The organism is Pseudomonas sp. Sample_11 (genome assembly GCF_004307505.1).
Taxonomy (GTDB): Bacteria; Pseudomonadota; Gammaproteobacteria; order Pseudomonadales; family Pseudomonadaceae; genus Aquipseudomonas; species Aquipseudomonas atacamensis.
Genome location: NZ_RCOD01000010.1, coordinates 17,254 through 33,287, shown reverse-complemented (window position 1 = coordinate 33,287; position 16,034 = coordinate 17,254). Strand labels below are relative to the sequence as shown.

At 55.4% G+C, this 16,034-nt stretch carries 11 protein-coding genes; 4 read left to right on the top strand and 7 right to left on the bottom strand.

Annotated elements, in window-relative coordinates; all coding sequences use genetic code 11:
• Nucleotide 1: 1 nt before the first annotated feature.
• The 7 genes from D8U60_RS02315 to D8U60_RS02285 all read right to left on the bottom strand — a co-directional run bounded on the left by D8U60_RS02315 (nucleotide 2) and on the right by D8U60_RS02285 (nucleotide 10,681).
• Nucleotides 2-3,484, bottom strand: coding sequence for a DNA methyltransferase (locus tag D8U60_RS02315; RefSeq protein ID WP_130899396.1), 3,483 nt, complete (start codon nucleotides 3,482-3,484; stop codon nucleotides 2-4).
• Nucleotides 3,484-6,948, bottom strand: coding sequence for a BREX system P-loop protein BrxC (gene brxC / locus D8U60_RS02310; RefSeq protein ID WP_130899395.1), 3,465 nt, complete (start codon nucleotides 6,946-6,948; stop codon nucleotides 3,484-3,486). Before brxC ends, D8U60_RS02315 begins: the two co-directional genes overlap by 1 nt.
• A gap of 65 nt (nucleotides 6,949-7,013) precedes the next feature.
• Nucleotides 7,014-7,559: a BREX protein BrxB domain-containing protein gene (locus D8U60_RS02305; protein WP_095018751.1), complete on the bottom strand. Its 546-nt coding sequence runs from the start codon at nucleotides 7,557-7,559 to the stop codon at nucleotides 7,014-7,016.
• On the bottom strand, nucleotides 7,552-8,331 hold the full coding sequence (locus D8U60_RS02300; RefSeq protein ID WP_130899394.1) for a hypothetical protein: 780 nt from the start codon (nucleotides 8,329-8,331) through the stop codon (nucleotides 7,552-7,554). Before D8U60_RS02300 ends, D8U60_RS02305 begins: the two co-directional genes overlap by 8 nt.
• A complete protein-coding gene (locus D8U60_RS02295) occupies nucleotides 8,331-9,224 on the bottom strand; it encodes a WYL domain-containing protein (RefSeq protein WP_122521116.1) in 894 nt (297 codons plus the stop codon). The genes D8U60_RS02300 and D8U60_RS02295 overlap by 1 nt, the downstream gene beginning before the upstream one ends.
• A gap of 130 nt (nucleotides 9,225-9,354) precedes the next feature.
• Complete coding sequence (locus D8U60_RS02290; RefSeq protein WP_130899393.1) at nucleotides 9,355-10,023, bottom strand: inovirus Gp2 family protein; 669 nt, start codon at nucleotides 10,021-10,023, stop codon at nucleotides 9,355-9,357.
• Nucleotides 10,024-10,453: 430 nt separating this feature from the next.
• Nucleotides 10,454-10,681 carry an AlpA family transcriptional regulator gene (locus tag D8U60_RS02285; RefSeq protein WP_130899392.1) on the bottom strand — a complete coding sequence of 76 codons (228 nt, stop codon included), beginning with the start codon at nucleotides 10,679-10,681 and terminating at the stop codon, nucleotides 10,454-10,456.
• 574 nt (nucleotides 10,682-11,255) lie between these two features.
• Between D8U60_RS02285 and D8U60_RS02280 the strand changes: the two genes are divergently transcribed.
• The 4 genes from D8U60_RS02280 to D8U60_RS02265 all read left to right on the top strand — a co-directional run bounded on the left by D8U60_RS02280 (nucleotide 11,256) and on the right by D8U60_RS02265 (nucleotide 15,916).
• Entirely contained in the window at nucleotides 11,256-11,705 is a 450-nt protein-coding gene (locus D8U60_RS02280; RefSeq protein ID WP_130899391.1) for a hypothetical protein, read from the top strand.
• A 470-nt stretch (nucleotides 11,706-12,175) separates the two neighbouring features.
• Nucleotides 12,176-13,024, top strand: coding sequence for a hypothetical protein (locus D8U60_RS02275; protein WP_130899390.1), 849 nt, complete (start codon nucleotides 12,176-12,178; stop codon nucleotides 13,022-13,024).
• A gap of 238 nt (nucleotides 13,025-13,262) precedes the next feature.
• A complete protein-coding gene (locus tag D8U60_RS02270) occupies nucleotides 13,263-13,850 on the top strand; it encodes a GNAT family N-acetyltransferase (RefSeq protein ID WP_041477898.1) in 588 nt (195 codons plus the stop codon).
• A gap of 146 nt (nucleotides 13,851-13,996) precedes the next feature.
• On the top strand, nucleotides 13,997-15,916 hold the full coding sequence (locus tag D8U60_RS02265; RefSeq protein WP_122880523.1) for a methyl-accepting chemotaxis protein: 1,920 nt from the start codon (nucleotides 13,997-13,999) through the stop codon (nucleotides 15,914-15,916).
• Nucleotides 15,917-16,034 lie beyond the last annotated feature (118 nt).

The following is a 16,034-nucleotide window of genomic DNA, read 5'->3' as shown; positions in this document are numbered from 1 at the left end:
GCTAGCTCCTTACCGCCTGCTTCTCCGCCAACGTCAAATGGTGATCGTTGATCCGCGCACCTTCGCCTTCGTCGTATTGCAGGCCGAGGGTGTACCAGGGGGCTGACTCGACGTCTTTGCCGCGATCTTTGGCCCATTTGATGTTGGGTGTCCAACGCAGGATGCCGGAACCTTTTTTGCCGACGTCGCGGGCATAAAGGAAGGGGCGGATATTGAGGCGCACGCCGTCGTTTAGGTCAGGGGTCCAGCCGATGGGTTGTTCGGCCAGGGGCTTCCAGCGGACGAAGATATCGTAGGGTGTTTCACCCTCGAGGATGGCTTCGAGCTCGCGCTTGAGGGCTTCGGCGGCGAGCAGGCGCTCTTGGGCACCGTCTTCACCGTTGGCCATGCCGGCTTGCTGGGTGCGGATCCAGTCGCCCAGGTAGGTGTAAATCAGACGTTCGAGCCCGGCTTTATCTAGTTTGTGGTAGTTGACCAGGGCGCTGAAGCCGTCGTTGAGGCCATCCCAGATATGCCAAATAAACGGCCGGTGCTGGAACAGTTTGCAGTGCTGCTCGAAGAACTTGTCGCGCAGCCAGAGGCTAAGGGACTTGCTGCCGACGGCGTCCAACAGGCGGTTTTTCAGCGGTGTGGTCCAAGCTTCGCCGTAGGCGGCTTGCAGCAGCGCCTCTAACCGCTGGTCTGCGGCTTTTTCGCCGCGCAGCGCGGGCAGGCAGACAATGCCGTCGTCATCCACATAGGTATTCAACTGCTGACAACGCTTTACCCATTCACGTTGCTCTGCGGCCAGCTCCATCTCCGGGTCCACCTCCGCTGGCCAACGGTAGCCCAGCAGGCGGGCGACGGCCACTTGCAGCACGCTATCTTCAACCCGCAGTTCACCGTGGGCGGTCCATTTGATCTCTTCGTCCCAGATCACCGAACCACAGGGATGTCCATGGAAGATCCATTGGGTGGGGTCATTTGTGTAGGGCTGTGGTAGGCCGTTGGGATATTGTTCTTCGGCGACTTTGGACCAACCAGCGGAATCAAAGGGGGCCTTAACCAGAGTGGCATTAGCAACAGCAACCTTCTGATCGATCTTTCTAACTTCAGTTTGAAAGACACCTGACGTAACAAAAGACCACAACGCCGGGAGATCTTTAGAGTTCTTAGTAATTATTGGACAGGTATTGCTATCAAAAGCCTCCCCAATATACAAGGCACTTGGCAACGAACTCATTTGGGAAATTGCAACTCCTTTAGTACTCCAAGCACCAAGGCCTTGTCTACGGGCTAACGCGTACCCATCTTCTGCCCAGTCGATAACGCACTCCAGTCCACCATAGAATGCATGTTCGCTCACTGTGCTTTGCAAAAAACGCCAGCGGGGCGAAATATTAATGATTTCCCAATAACTTCTGCGAAACCTTCCATCATCCCCCGATTTAAGTCCTTGAAAAGATGCAGCCACGGTAGACAGTAATGCAGCTCCGGCCAAATCATCCAAGACAACAGCCGCCCCAGGATTATTCAGTTGCTTACTCTGGTCCACAGTTCTTAGATCATCCGCCAACAGCCCGGCAGCTTTCTCGATAACAGTGCGCGGCTCGGAAACGTCAACTCCTCGAATAAGGTTGCCGTGCCCACCTACGTTAAATAAATCCGCCGAATCAAATTTAGTATTACCTCGACTCAAGGTAATTAACTGGACATTAAAATCCCACATAGGGGTTTGAAATGCTTTAGACCCAAGCCTGGCAATTAAATGCCACGTTTCGAGTTGCAGTAATTTCTCACGGTACTCTTCATAAGTGGCAAGGAAGAGCCAATTTTGTAGAATAACAACACTAGCAGTGCCCCCCGGCACACAAAATTCAAGGCAGCGGTCGAGAAAGACCGTAGCTAGATCGTTCTTGCCTGCGGGGTAATAGGATTCGCAATACTCTTTGAGAGTATCGTTCTGCTTGCCCCGTGACAGGTAAGGCACATTGGTGATGACCCAGGTGTACTGGCCAGATAACAGCTCGGCGGCTTTGACCAGCCCCTGAGCGACGATGCCGGCTTCTAGGCGGTTAGTGTGGGCAGATGCCTCAACGCCGGCCTCACCCTGCAGCTTGCTTTGTTCTTGTGACAGCGCCTCGCCCAGCAATTGCTGCAATTCGCTCCACTGGGCAATTTGCGCGGCCTTGCTACGCCGCGGATTGATCAAACTGCCGAGTACCGGCGCATCGTGGAAGGTCTGGTACATCCAGTCCAACGCGATGGTCAGGTTCTGCTTGCCGGCTTTACGACTAAGTTCTTTCCACTCGTCGCGAGCGGCGGCGATGGACAGGCCACTGCAGGCCAGATGCAACTCGGGCAGGCTGCGGTAGCCATCAGCCTGCGGGTAACGCCAGGCTTCCAGCGCCACGGCAAAGGCAGCCAACTCCACGCAACGCTGATCCAACTCCAGACCATGCAAGTTTTCACTCAGCACCCGGTCAATGGCCTGTTGCGCCGTGAAATTTTCAGCCTGCATGCGCATTGGCACCAGCATCAAGAAGGCGGCCACCAGAAAATGGCCGGAGCCGCAGCAGGGGTCGAGCGCTTTGATTTCGCTCAACTGTTTGGGCCAGGCATCGAAGGTTCCGGAAGCGGGTTGCCATTGCTGGGTCGTCTCATCTTTAACAAAACGCAAATAGCTCAACGGCACACCTGGGAAGGCAGCTTTCTCGCGCAGTTCCTGCTCGCTACCCGCATTTTTCCAGTCGCTGTCGCTCAGACGCTGGCCGGCCCACCAAGCCCCCAGACTGTTATCGAGCAGAAAGCTGACCATATAGGGTTCAGTAAACAGCTGGGTAACTGGCGAAAGTTCGTCGGCACCGATCTTAACCTCAGAATCATTGACTTCTTTTTTTCGCTTGCTCTGCCAGAACTGATAAACCCAGCCGAGGCTGTCCTGGGCCTGAAAGGTTTCCAAGGCCAAGCCAGTCACCAGTTGCTCCAGGCTACGCTGATGCTCTGGCGCAAGCTCCAGCTCGAACACCGGCGAGTCGATGCGGAAGATCTGCGGCAGCATCTTCGAGGCCAGTACTCCGGCCAGCTCCCAACCGCTTTGGCAGCGGCGTTCAAGATCGTCACGGGCCACATCCGGGTCTTGCACCAGCTCGTTGCATTCAGCCAGAGTCAGCTGGGTATGATCGTCATACATGAGCAGACTGTTCTGCTCCAGAAAGCGCGCAAACAACATGCGGTGCCACTGTTCGTAGGCGACTTCGGTGACCAGCTTGTGGATTGACTGTTGGCCATTGCCGTCTTTGCTGTCACCCAACTGGCGGCCATGGGCACGCAAACGGGTGCGCAGCTTGCGCTGTTCATCACTCAGGTAGTCGGCCGGCTTAACATCGCCTACTCCCAGTCGTTTGACGGCCTGGGTAGCTGCTTGCTCGGCGATGTCGCGGGCTTTGATGACGGTCGCTTCCAGCGCACGGCGCAGGGCTTTATCAAGGGGCTGTCGATTCATCAGAAAGTCACCGGTCCATCGTTGAGTTTGTCGAGAACCTGTTGCTTCACCTCTGCCAACCATGTGTCGACATCGGCCTCGGTCTCAAAGGTTTTACGCGGCAGGCTGATGCGCTGCAGTTTGGGTTGCAGCAGCAGCACGGCTTCCATGCGAGCGCTATCGAACTTACTGGCCAACGAATCGGTGCGGTCGGTCCACTGCTCCAGGCTGACGTCATTAAGACTGTCGATAATGGCCTCGGCGTCGTTCAGTGCCGGTTGCGCCAAATTAAGCAGTTTACGTTTGCCGAGGATGTCGCTCTGTTGCTGCTCGCTGAGTTGCTGCCAGTGGCTGTCGGCTTGCAATTGGGTCAGGCTCTCGGCATACCGATCCTGATAGACCTGCACATGGAACAGGATGGCATCGCGCAGCTTATTGACGAGTTGCTGGACCAGGCCGGATACCGGATTGGGATCATCCAGCAAAGACCGGTGGCTGACTATGGCATCCACCTCAGTCTGGATAGCGCCATGGAAAGTCAAACCGCGACTGAGGTCGAGCAGGTTTTTCAGCTGTGCCCAGTCACCGCGCCGGTCTTCGATACGTTGGGCAGTGTCGGTCCAGTCTTTGATCGCCTGCTTGATGGCGTCTTGCTCATCCAGCACATGCTTGAGCTGTGCGTTACCAGAATGGCGGGCAAGCTCGTCGAAGATACGGCTGTCGGGGATTTTCGGCAGAGGGGCTTCCCCCCCGGCGCGCCTGGCCAGCTCACGGCCTTTTTCAGCTAGAAGTGGCAGCTTGCTAGCCTCTTCACCAGGCTGGCAATCAATGCCGCTGCTGCTGAGTACACCGCGTATTTTGATCAGGTCTACCGGGCGGATGGTGATGCTTTCCGGCTTAAAGCTGGTTTGAGTGATCTGCTTGCGATCCAGCGTTGTGGCGGTAACCGGGTTATTGCGGTTGTCGTAAGCGATGAGAATGCCGGTGGCCATCAGAATGGCGAGGCCTCCGTCGATGGCGTCCTGCGGCCAGCCGTATGGGGCCGCCAGAAAGTGCTCACGAATCTCGTTACCTTTTTTCGACACACCGATATAACGCTTAATGGCAGCACACACGGGATGCTGCTCGGCATCACCGCTGTAGTTCAGTGCTTCCAGGGCATTTTGCCCACCCTCTTTGCTGGCACGGTCGTAGACCTTGCCCCAGCCGGTATGGTCAGCGGCATCAAAGTCGCGATAGAGACGAATCAGCGAGGCTTTAGCAGCCGTTTCTATCCGGTCGGCAATCGTGTTGCCGTCGACTTCGTTGCCACCGGCCTGAAGCACTTGCACACCGTCGAAAATTTCGCGCAGCAGTGCTTGTACCTGCTTTTGCGCATCGCGGTAGCGGGTTTCCATCGCGCTGCGGGCATCTTTGCCGGCATCAGTATTGGGGATGCCGCGCTTTTCCAGAGTGGCGTGAGCGGCGTTCTCAGCAATGATGGCGCTGGTCAGCTCGGAGCGGTTGCGCGCGGGTACAAAGACGAAAATAGTTGGTTCGCCCGGCTGGCGGCTGCGGGCATCGGCGAGGAAGCTCTTCTCATCGATACTCCAGCCGTCCTGTATCCAGGCATAGACTTTTTCTTTGGCGTCTTTGGGCAACTCGGGGTCAAAGCAAGGGATAACTTGGCGTGGCTCGTTGCACTTGCCCTGGGTGAGACGCACCTGGGCTACCTGGCGGCGTAGTTCTTTGTGCAACAGGTCTACGCGGATATTTTCGATACGCTGCATATTGCCGCGCAGGTCGGCTTCTTCCTGGCGAAGAGTGTCGTACCACTGCGCACTCTCCTGAGTTTGCAAACGGAACTCGGTTCCGGTGCTGGTTTGCATAGACATCACCAGACCTTCGTCGGCCAATACCTGCAGCAGTTTAGGCACGCTAGTACGAATAGAATCTTTGCCACTATTGAGGTCATCAATCAGCAGGTCAGCCAGCATGTCGGCGGTGGCCCGCACTCCGCAGTCGGCGGTGGGATCTGAAGGCAGTTTACCGATCAGCAGCACCAGCCCGAGAATGCGCGACTTGAGCTTGTCGTCAGCATCGCCGGCGGACAGGCGACCAATGGTTTCGGCGATTTCTTTGGAGATTACGCCGGTCTGCAGTAGGTTGACTGCGATCTGGTTGTAGATGAAGTCCGCCGGCACCACATGGCCCAGCGGCAGATCGGCGGTGGCCTGGGCGGCTTCGTGGATGACCTTGAGCTGGTTACGCAGTTGCGAAACAGTACCGGTGGTGTCGACAATACGCAGCACCCGCTCCCAGAAGCGGCGGCGCACAGGCAGCAGCGGGTAATCGGCCAGCATGACTTTTTCGTCATCCTGGTGATGCTCGATTTTGGTACCACGCAGCTGGCGCGATATCTCGCCCAGATGCAATTGCAGCATCTGCTCCAGCTGCGGCTTGGCCGAGGCTTTTTTCTGCAGGATGACCTTACGGATCACCGATTCGACATCGGTATCGGATAGCTGAATTGGAATCTGGAAGCGACCAAGCAGACGCTGCAAATTAGGCATGCCCGACAAGGCGCTCTGGCCGGTAGCAACGAACAGGAGCTTGTTCTGGAAAATGGAATGCTTGCAGCAGGTTTCTACTACTTCTTGGACTTGGTGCGCTTTGTCGGTATCGGAGCCGACGTACTGTTGCACCTCATCGAGCACCACTAGGGTGAGCGGGAACTGACCTTCTTTGGATAGGGCGTCGTAAATAGCATCAACCATCTGCTGGTTGGTGACATCCTGAACGTTTGGGTACTGCTCGCGCAGTAGCTGGCGCACACCTTTGACGTCATCGCCCAAGGTGCGGTCTACCTCAAGCAGTGCCCCGGCAATGCTTCGGGAGACGTAGAGGTCTTCTAGCTCGTCATCCCAGCTGTCGCCCGCAGTTTTGACCTTGTCTTTGATCTGATCAAAAATACCCTGCTTTTTCAGCCACAGCACAAAGCGAGCCTGATGGTACTGCTCGGGAAGACCGGCGGACTTGAACACAATGTTGAGCAGCGCCAGACGCACGTTGTTGTTAGCACCGGAGCCCAAAGTACCAGAGGCGGCATGCAGACCGCCGTGGCGTTTTGCGGCGTTGCTCAGCTCCTTAAAGTGGTCTTTGACCTCCTGCGGCAAATCGGCAATATCGCGAGCAGAAACTCCATCGTTGAACGGCTGGTTAGTCCACAGTGCGCGTAACATTTTGGCCAGGTGCGATTTACCGGAACCGAAGAAGCCAGAGATCCACACGCCGGGTTGTTCGTGCTGGCTGCCCAAATTGCGCAGGTACGCAGATAGAATCTTATCGAGGCCGGCTTGGTATTCACCGTCGCAGACGAAAGTTTGCAGCTCGTAGCGAAGAGTCTTGAGTGCCTGAGCTGACTGGTCGTCCTTAACTTCGGCGACACCATTGTTTTCCAGACGATTCTGCTGCGGGTCGAGCTGGTAAATCTCGCGGTTCAACATCCTGGGCATGCTCCCTTTGCGCCTACTGCGCCAATCTATGCGTTAGTGTCTTTATACGACTGAATTCAATTATCAGCGGTGATCGCCGTAGCCTGGTAACCCCAGCCGTCGCGGGCATCGAGCAGGCGGTAGCCGTTATTGATGTACTCGCCAGGGAAGAGCACCAACAGGCGCCCAGGAACATGCTCCGCAAGCTGCTTAACAAAGTCCGAGACGGAGGCAAAACCAAACAGAGTGCCGCAGCCCATGAGCGCGACGACGGTCTTTTCATCGGCTTGGCTGTTAATCCGCGCAGCTAGTTCTTCGACAGACTGGCGGACAAAGGTCTTGTACTTTGGAGCCAGGGTATCCGGATCTTCAAAGTAGTCTTCGCGGTACTTCTGCTTGGCCATCCAGTCAGAGAACAGACGGGTAACATCCAGCTCCAGCCACGGGTGGCCGGCGCTTTCAGTGGCAAGTCGAAACTCTTCAACCCTGGCTCGCAGTTTGAGTTCGTCCTCTTTATGGTAAACGGCAAACAACACCCGCTGTTCATTGGCCAAGCCCTTCATCCAAGGCAGGCTGATATGGTTGGCGTAGCTCTTGATAAGGCGGTTCAGTCGGTTACTCATGCAACCAGGACTCCTCTTCCTTGCTCAGGTAGTCGGGGAAGGTTACTTCCACCACCTCACTGGAGTGTTTGAAATTAATCATCCCGCTGTAGCTGGCCTGACGGGCCAACTCCAGCAATCGCTCCTGGCGGCTGCTAAGCAGAAGGGTCCATTTACTGGTAAACAACCGGTTGCCGGTGGCGCCTTGCAAATAAGCGAGAAACAAGGCAAACACCACGTTGACCGGGCGCACCACTGGCTCAGCACGGTGCTTTTTAGTTCGCCCTTTCAGAAAGCCTGCATGCGTCCAGGTGCCGTTGACGTTCTGCGCCAGAGATTTAAGCATCGCTTTGCTGTAGCGATCAGGGCATTGCTCGTCCAGCGCCTGCTCCATTTCCTCACGGGGCAGCCATTGACCTAACGCCAGCGAAAGGATCTTGTCTTGGGACAGTTGCAGCAGCGGGTCCCGAGCCAGCGCCATTTGGCAAGCAAGCATGGGTCTTGCGGAGTCGTCGCTCTCCCATAAACGGCGAAAGGTCCGGAACAGCGGGAGAGTGATATCCATGCCATAAAGGTCGATCAGGTGACGCCAAGTCAGCTTTCTAGCCTTCTCAGTTGGCTTATGCAACACGTTGAATAGTTCTATGTCTTCCTGGTATTGGGCGAGGCTCGCCTCAATTCCACGACCATGAAACAGCTCGGTAATCTCTGCCAGCATCATGGTGCGGGCGGAGTGGGCACCGTTGCGGCCGAACTTGAAGCCAAATTTTTGTTGGGATTCGGTCGTGCTCATCAGTGGCCGTTCTCATCATTAAAGCCAGGGGCAATGGACAGGTTGACCTGGTTTGCGACCCACTCGGGGTCACGCAACGCCAGTTGATACTCATCAGGGCGCAATGATGCCTTGGGACTGCAGTCGACACCCCAACGCCGCAGCAGATAGCCGGCCATTACTGCCCGGACTGACAGTTTGATGGATTGCCCGGGGTCGAGACCGTAATCCAACTCGATGGGACGGGAATAGGTTGCGCGGGGGTGCGGGATCAGTTCCAGCTCCACTTCACGATTCCACTCCTGATCATGAGCCAAAGACTCAACCGTTGCATCGATCAAACCGTCCACTTCGTCTGCGACGGTGATGCGGGTCAGCACAAAATCCCTGAACTCGGAATGCGCTCTACAATAGGCGCGCGCATGCCAGCGCTGGCCAGTATTGACCAAGCTGTGCGGCACAATTTCACGTGTAGATTCACCGCTACTAACAGACACGTACCGGATAGTCAGCGCTTTGGCTGCATATATGGCACGAGATACCGCTGCCAGAATATCTAGATCGGGCTGATTTAGTGTCGGCGCAGAGTCAACAAGAATCGGCTGGTCGCAGGCTTCCAACCCCACCCCTTGGCCCCAGGTCAGGGTTTGCAGGGTATGTTCACAATCATAGATGAACAGCGGCTGGAAGCATCTAGCCCGGCGATACACCTTGTCACTGTGATCATAATCCAGGTTATCAGGTGCCAACTGACGGTAGAGAGTGAAGTCCCGAGTGGCGTTTGACAGTGCAATGCCAAAGCGGCGAACCAGATCCTGCCGGGACACCTGACCACGAAAACGCGCTAGGAAATCGATCTGCCAAAGGCGTTCGCGTTGATTAGGTGAGGCTCCACCCGGTGCCAGATTCGGCATTTAAATTGATCCTAGTCCACACTGCCATCATTAGTCATGCTAAAAATGATGATAACAGGGCATCTGAGCGACGAACCAGGGATTTCGATAACGTTGGCACCTCTGCTCGAGTCAAGACCCGAGGCGTGGTTTAGCTCCTGCTGCATCCAAAGGCATGATGGTTGTCCCCATACAGCTTCGTGGCTGACTTGCACAGGTAGCTGGCGCGGTGGAACAGATCCGGCAGCACGTCCTCATCGCCAGCACGCAGATACCGGTTTAATCGGTACTCTGCATTGCGAGGGATCTCGACCAGCCCGTCAACTTGATCGTCAGGCAGGCCCAAAGCACTGGCCCATGCCTCCTCCATGCGACTAAAGATCCTTGGTCGTTTGGATACAAGCCTACCTACCGCTCGGTACGCATCTCGATTGAGCATTATTACCAGGTGGTAATGAGGCCTGTTGCCCTGCCCCACTTCTCTGGCCCAGACGTAGCGGACCTTGCAGTCATGAGCGTACAGGCTCCGCTCACGGGCCTTGTCACGGTTATGCTCGATCTTCGCGCTGAAGGAAGCTACGAACCTACTTATGACCTCATTCGTGTAAGCATATTCAGGTAGATCGACTTTGAGCGGCAGACGGAGATCCACTCTAAAGGCCAGTACTCTGGAGTATTGGGTAAGGGCCAGATCTATAGTGCGTTTCAAACGGGACAGGTATTGCCGAACGAAGGGGCCTTTCTCAATCATGACTGGCAAGCCTTCGAAGGTGTCTTCGCGGTGCAGACGGAGATTGGTGTTATGGGGATGTCGAAGCATGGTTATGACTCTCAGTTAGTGAGTTACATAACCAGTGCCTACTGTGTAATTTTTAACTGTTACTTTTCCAGGGTTGATAAACCTCTACTGAGTAGCCCACAGGTGAGGTATCCAGCCCATTAACCTTACAGGTGTTAAGTAGCAGTAAAAGCATAATACCCACACCGAAAATACCTTCCTCGATGAGCTCGGGAAAATGAACCCGACTACACCAGACACACCATCATTTTCACCAGATGCTTCACTCCGGAAATAAATCATCGTCCGGCTATTCCAGCAGCTCCGGCACTGGCCCTTTATCTCCGTAATCCGAGAGATGGGGACCAACATCACCCGGACTTACTGAAGACAGCGCCACGTGGTCGGCGAGGCTCAAACGGCATATAGACCATGACCGACGACAACCGGTCATGGCCTATAACGTTAGCTACTAGCTGACCACGCCCAGGCGGCCAAGTCGGACTGGAGAGTCTTCAGCCGAATCGCGCTCCTCAATCCTTGCCAGGATCCAATCATGTACTTCGCTTTCTACCCACCCAACACACCGGTCACCCAGTGAGACTGGTTTCGGAAAACTGCTTTCCCCAATGTATTTGTAGATGGTCGACCGGGCCAAGCCGGTCGAGTCGATGACCTCTTTCAGGCGGATGATCCTCATGAGCAGTCTCCTGTATTGGCTCAGAAGATCTGCGGAAACGGTAAAAAAAAAACGATGTGCTTACGTCACAACCTGCTGAACGTAACGAAACCACCCAATCGCTTGAATTGACCCCAGACCCAATTGGGACGATTCCCAGGTCTGTCTTCGAATCCAGCTGTCAGCCTTAGCTGCTTGATAGTGAAATGTGACGCTAATAAGGCATGGAACTGGGTGATATGTCACCATTTTCGATCCATTACTGCTGATAAAATGATGCCAAAACTCCAGAGCATGACTTGTTTATAAATTGAGTAAAAACAAGAATTGCTGACAATCCCCAATCGATAAAGCTGCACCATGAATCACTCACAAATAGAATAAAATCGTTTATAAACAAAAAATTAAAAAATAAAATTCAACAACAAACGCGTTACAACAACGCGTGTCGTTACGCAGTAACATAACAGCATTAAAAATAAGAATCACCAGCATCGTTACGGCGTAACGTCACCAAATCATGCAACAAGTGTTGTAACGATGTAGCGCAACACAGTAACCTAGCACCGTTAACCTTTAAAAAGACGGATGTTGTATGCGCGATGATCGGGCCAGTAATAATGGAAGAATCGAACTGGAGGAAATTCTCCGGTCCTGGCTTAGTCTTCTAGATGAAAAAAAAGCTGCATGGGCACTCGATTACCTGAAGACGAAGGGGTATATCGATCACCAGCTCCGTCTCGCCTCCCCACGGGGGGTCATACTCGAGTGGTGCCAAGGACGACCAAATACCCCCTCCATGGTGTTGCTTATCAGAAATATGAAAGCAGCGTGGCGGCAGAAGCAGTACAGAGATGGCTTAGCCGAGAGAAAGGCGTACAGCTTTACACTTGATGTGCGGGTGAAGCGGCAGCTCGACCACCTCGCTCGCAAACAAGGGAAAACCATTTCAGAAACCTTGGAAGGCTTGATCAAAAAGGCTGGGCTGAAGTCTGAAAAAGCTGATGCGAAGGACCGACTCGAAAATCCCGTGCGCGACTGGTAGCACATAGAAGCAATGCTCACGGGCTGCTCGGCCTTCTGAGTGGAGATTCAGCTTCTAGGTATTCCAAACAGTATTCCAAGAATATTATTAACTGATATTTTTCTTTATTTTTCAAAAAGATACATAACCAGTTCAGATTACCCCGGCCCACCAACTCTCAACGACAAAGCCCGCCCAGTGCGGGCTTTGTCGCATCTGGGGTTAGTCGAATGGCCGCCCATTTCCTTCACATTCTCAAGCCTGCCGGTGGCTGTGAATGTTCGAAGCGTACTAAGAGGACGCTGGGGGCTGCGGCACCGCTTTGGCTCATCTCCAATTTAACGAAACCAGTTTGGCTGTAAGACGAGTGCGCTTGCGTGATAGCAAAACCACACCCATCCCCTTACCATTCCGCAGCTGGCTGGACGCCTCGCAGAGAAACCCGGTTCGCACGCGGAAACACTCAACCTGCACAAGGAAGGCAATAAAACATGAGCTTCATCGAAACGATCCAATCCAAGGAAGTCGATATCTACATATCGGCGTTCTTCACCATCCTCGGCCTGATTCTGGGAGCCATTCTGGATCGGGTACTCAAAGGCGATTCTCCACAATCCGCCAATCAGCCGGGCCATTCGGTAAACCTGACCTTCAATACGGTGGTCAATCCACCGCCGGGCGTAAACGCGGCCAGCACAAGCCAGGATATGACTCCAGTCATCTGCATGATGATGGTGATTGCCGGGCTGATTTATGTGTTTTTCCGGGCTGAGATACTCAACCTGCTTTCCTGGATCACGCTGTTCACCATTTCGCTGTGGGCCGGCGGAACCTTGCATAGCCTTTACCGGGGCTTCTTCGCGGGCAGCAAGTGGGTGATTTCGCTGATTTTTTCCATGGCCTTCTGCGTGGCAGCCACCTACCTCACTGATGAAGCTTTTATGCCCACCCTGGCGCCGCAAAACTTTCAGTACAGCCAGCAGATCATCAATGAGCAGGGCCTGACGGGAATAAAAAAATATTTCGTCTTGCTGGACATGTACTGGTTCTTGCTACACCTGATAGGCGTACTGCTGTTTATCTATACCAGCCTTCGGATGATGCTTTTTTCAACCTACTTCATCGTTGCGGGCGCACATGCCAATAACAACGGTACTCACGAACCATGGCTTTCCAGAAAAACCCGCAAGTACGCCAATCTGCGCAAAAACATCATCTTCATGCCCATCCTGCTGGTTCTAGCGTACCTGCTTACCTCGGGTCTTGCTTTCGACTGGTTCATCCACACCATGCCAAATCAGGTCAATGCGTTGATGAATACGGTGCTTTATGGGCGCTGATATTTTCATCGTGCACTGAAGATCGACTGGCGGGACACCAACCCGGTTGGCAGAAGCGACATGAATTTTTCTTCACTGCGCCCAACCGGGACAGCCTGTAAAGTCCACTCGCTCATTCAAGAAACTACGGTTCGCCCGCGCTCCTAGCGGGCTTTTTTTCGCCTCGGCTTCTCCATATCTTGCCGCTCCCCACCATATGCGCGACTCTGCCCGCAGATCCCTCGCCAAGGAGCGCTCGATGCCGCTGTTATCCCTGCCCTGCCCGCGCCTGACATTGGCGATCCTCTCCCCCGATCAGGCCGAGCTCGAAAGCGCTTTCTACCTACGCAACCAGCGTCACCTCGCCCGCTGGTCACCCATCCGCACCACCGACTACTTCTCCACCGCCAACATCCGTCGTCGCTTGGAGATCCAGGCCAGTGCTTTCGAAGCCGGGTTAGCCATGCATTTCGCGCTGCTGTCGCCGGACGGTCAGCAGATGATCGGGGCGTGCAATTTCAGCGGGATTATTCGTGGGGCGTTTCAGGCGTGTTATCTGGGTTATCACATCGATGAGGCGCATCAGGGCCAGGGTTTGATGCAGGAGGGGCTGGAAGCGGGGATTGGTTATATGTTCGATGTGCAGAATCTGCATCGGATCATGGCCAATTACATTCCGGGCAATGAGCGCAGTGCGCGGTTGCTTGAGCGCTTGGGTTTTGAGCGCGAGGGGTATGCGAAGGCGTATCTGAATATCGCCGGGCGTTGGCAGGATCATGTGCTGACGGCGCTGGTGAATCCGGGGTTCGAGGCGCCGGATCAGCGCTGGTCGCGGCGCCTGGGTTGAGTGCACGAAATCCGTCAGACAAAAATCCTTTCAGCTCTCGGGTTTGCGGCCGATACAGACCTGCTAACACCCCTGCTGGCTCAAAAGAACAACAATCTTCCAGCTTAACTGACGACCAAGAAACCCAACGTTTCTGGAGGATTTGCATGAATAGCTGGTTCGGTAACATCAGCGTGAACATGAAACTCGGCCTAGGCTTCGGCCTGGTGCTGGCCCTGACCTGCGTTCTGGCGCTGACCGGCTGGACCAGTCTCGGCGGCCTGATCGACCGCAGCAACTGGATGAGCGACATCACCCAGCTCAACGCTGGCCTGACCAAATTGCGCGTGGTGCGCCTGCAATACATGCTGACCAACGGCGACGAAACCGCCGCGCAGAATGTGCAGACCACCCTGGAAAGCTTCGCCGCACAGCAACAGGCGTTGATCAGCAAATTCAAGAGTCCGGAGAACGTCAAACTGCTCAAGCAGCAGGCCGCGACCATCGCTGAATACCAGACCTCGCTGAACAAAATGCGCAACGCCTATCGCACCGGCAACTCTGCCCGCGACACCATGAGCGCAAATGCCCAGGCCGCGTCCAATCTGATCGATTCGATCAGCCAGCGCGTGCAGCAGATGGAGATGAGCGATCAGCGTTTCGAGCAGTTCCAGGCGGTTACTGCGGCGAAGGAAGCGTTCATCCTCGCGCGCTATGAAGTACGTGGTTACACCGCGACCAGCAACGCCGAGACCGAGCAGAAAGCCGTCGGCCAGATCGACGCGGCCATCGCCAGCCTCAAGCCACTGAATGCGCAATTTGCCGCGACTCAGCAGGATGCCTTGCGCCAATTGGAAACCGCGCTGACCAGCTATCGCGGCGCGTTGATGGCGTACAAGAACGCCAACACCGAAGCCGTGCAGGCGCGTAAGGAAATGACCGATCAGGGCACCACCATCGTCGCCCTGAGCGAGCAGCTGTACCAGATTCAGCTCGATCGCCGTGACGCCGAAAGTGCCCAGGCGCGCACCTTCCAGTTGATCAGTACGTTGCTGGCGCTGCTGGTTGGCGTGATTGCGGCGGTGATCATCACCCGTCAGATCACCCGTCCGTTGCAGGAAACCCTGGCCGTGGTCGAGCGCATCGCCAGCGGCGACCTGACCCAGAACGTCACCGTCACCCGTCGCGACGAACTCGGCGTGTTGCAGCAAGGCATTGCGCGCATGGGCGTGACCCTGCGTGATTTGATCAGTGGCATCCGCGACGGCGTCACGCAGATCGCCAGCGCCGCTGAAGAGTTGTCGGCCGTAACCGAGCAGACCAGCGCCGGTGTGAACAGCCAGAAAGTCGAGACCGATCAGGTCGCCACCGCCATGCACGAAATGACTGCCACGGTGCAGGAAGTTGCGCGCAATGCCGAGGAAGCGTCGCAAGCCGCTGCCGCTGCGGACGGCGAAGCCCGTGAAGGCGACAAGGTTGTGAATGAAGCGATTGCGCAGATCGAGCGTCTGGCCAGCGAAGTGGTGCGCTCGACCGAAGCGATGAGCGTGCTGCAACAGGAAAGCGACAAGATTGGTAGCGTCATGGACGTGATCAAGGCTGTTGCCGAACAGACCAACCTGCTCGCCCTCAACGCCGCGATCGAAGCCGCGCGTGCCGGTGAAGCCGGGCGTGGTTTTGCCGTGGTCGCCGATGAGGTGCGCGGTCTGGCTCAGCGTACGCAGAAGTCGACTGAGGAAATCGAAGGTCTGGTCGCCGGTCTGCAGAACGGCACCCAGCAGGTTTCGGCGGTGATGAACAACAGCCGCGCGCTGACCGACAGCAGCGTCGCCCTTACGCGCAAGGCCGGCGCCTCGCTGGAAAACATCACCCGCACGGTGTCGAACATCCAGTCGATGAACCAGCAGATCGCCGCCGCTGCCGAACAGCAAAGCGCCGTGGCCGAAGAGATCAGCCGCAGCATCATCAACGTGCGCGACGTGTCCGAGCAGACCGCAGCGGCGAGTGATGAGACGGCAGCGTCGAGTGTTGAACTGGCGCGGTTGGGTGGTCAGTTGCAGCAGATGGTCAGCCACTTCCGCGTTTGACGTTGGGTTTGCGCTGAGGCTGAAATCGAATCGCGGGCAAGCCCGCTCCCACAGGTTTTTGTGGTAGAGCACTGTTGATGTGTTCACCTCGATAACTGTGGGAGCGGGCTTGCCCGCG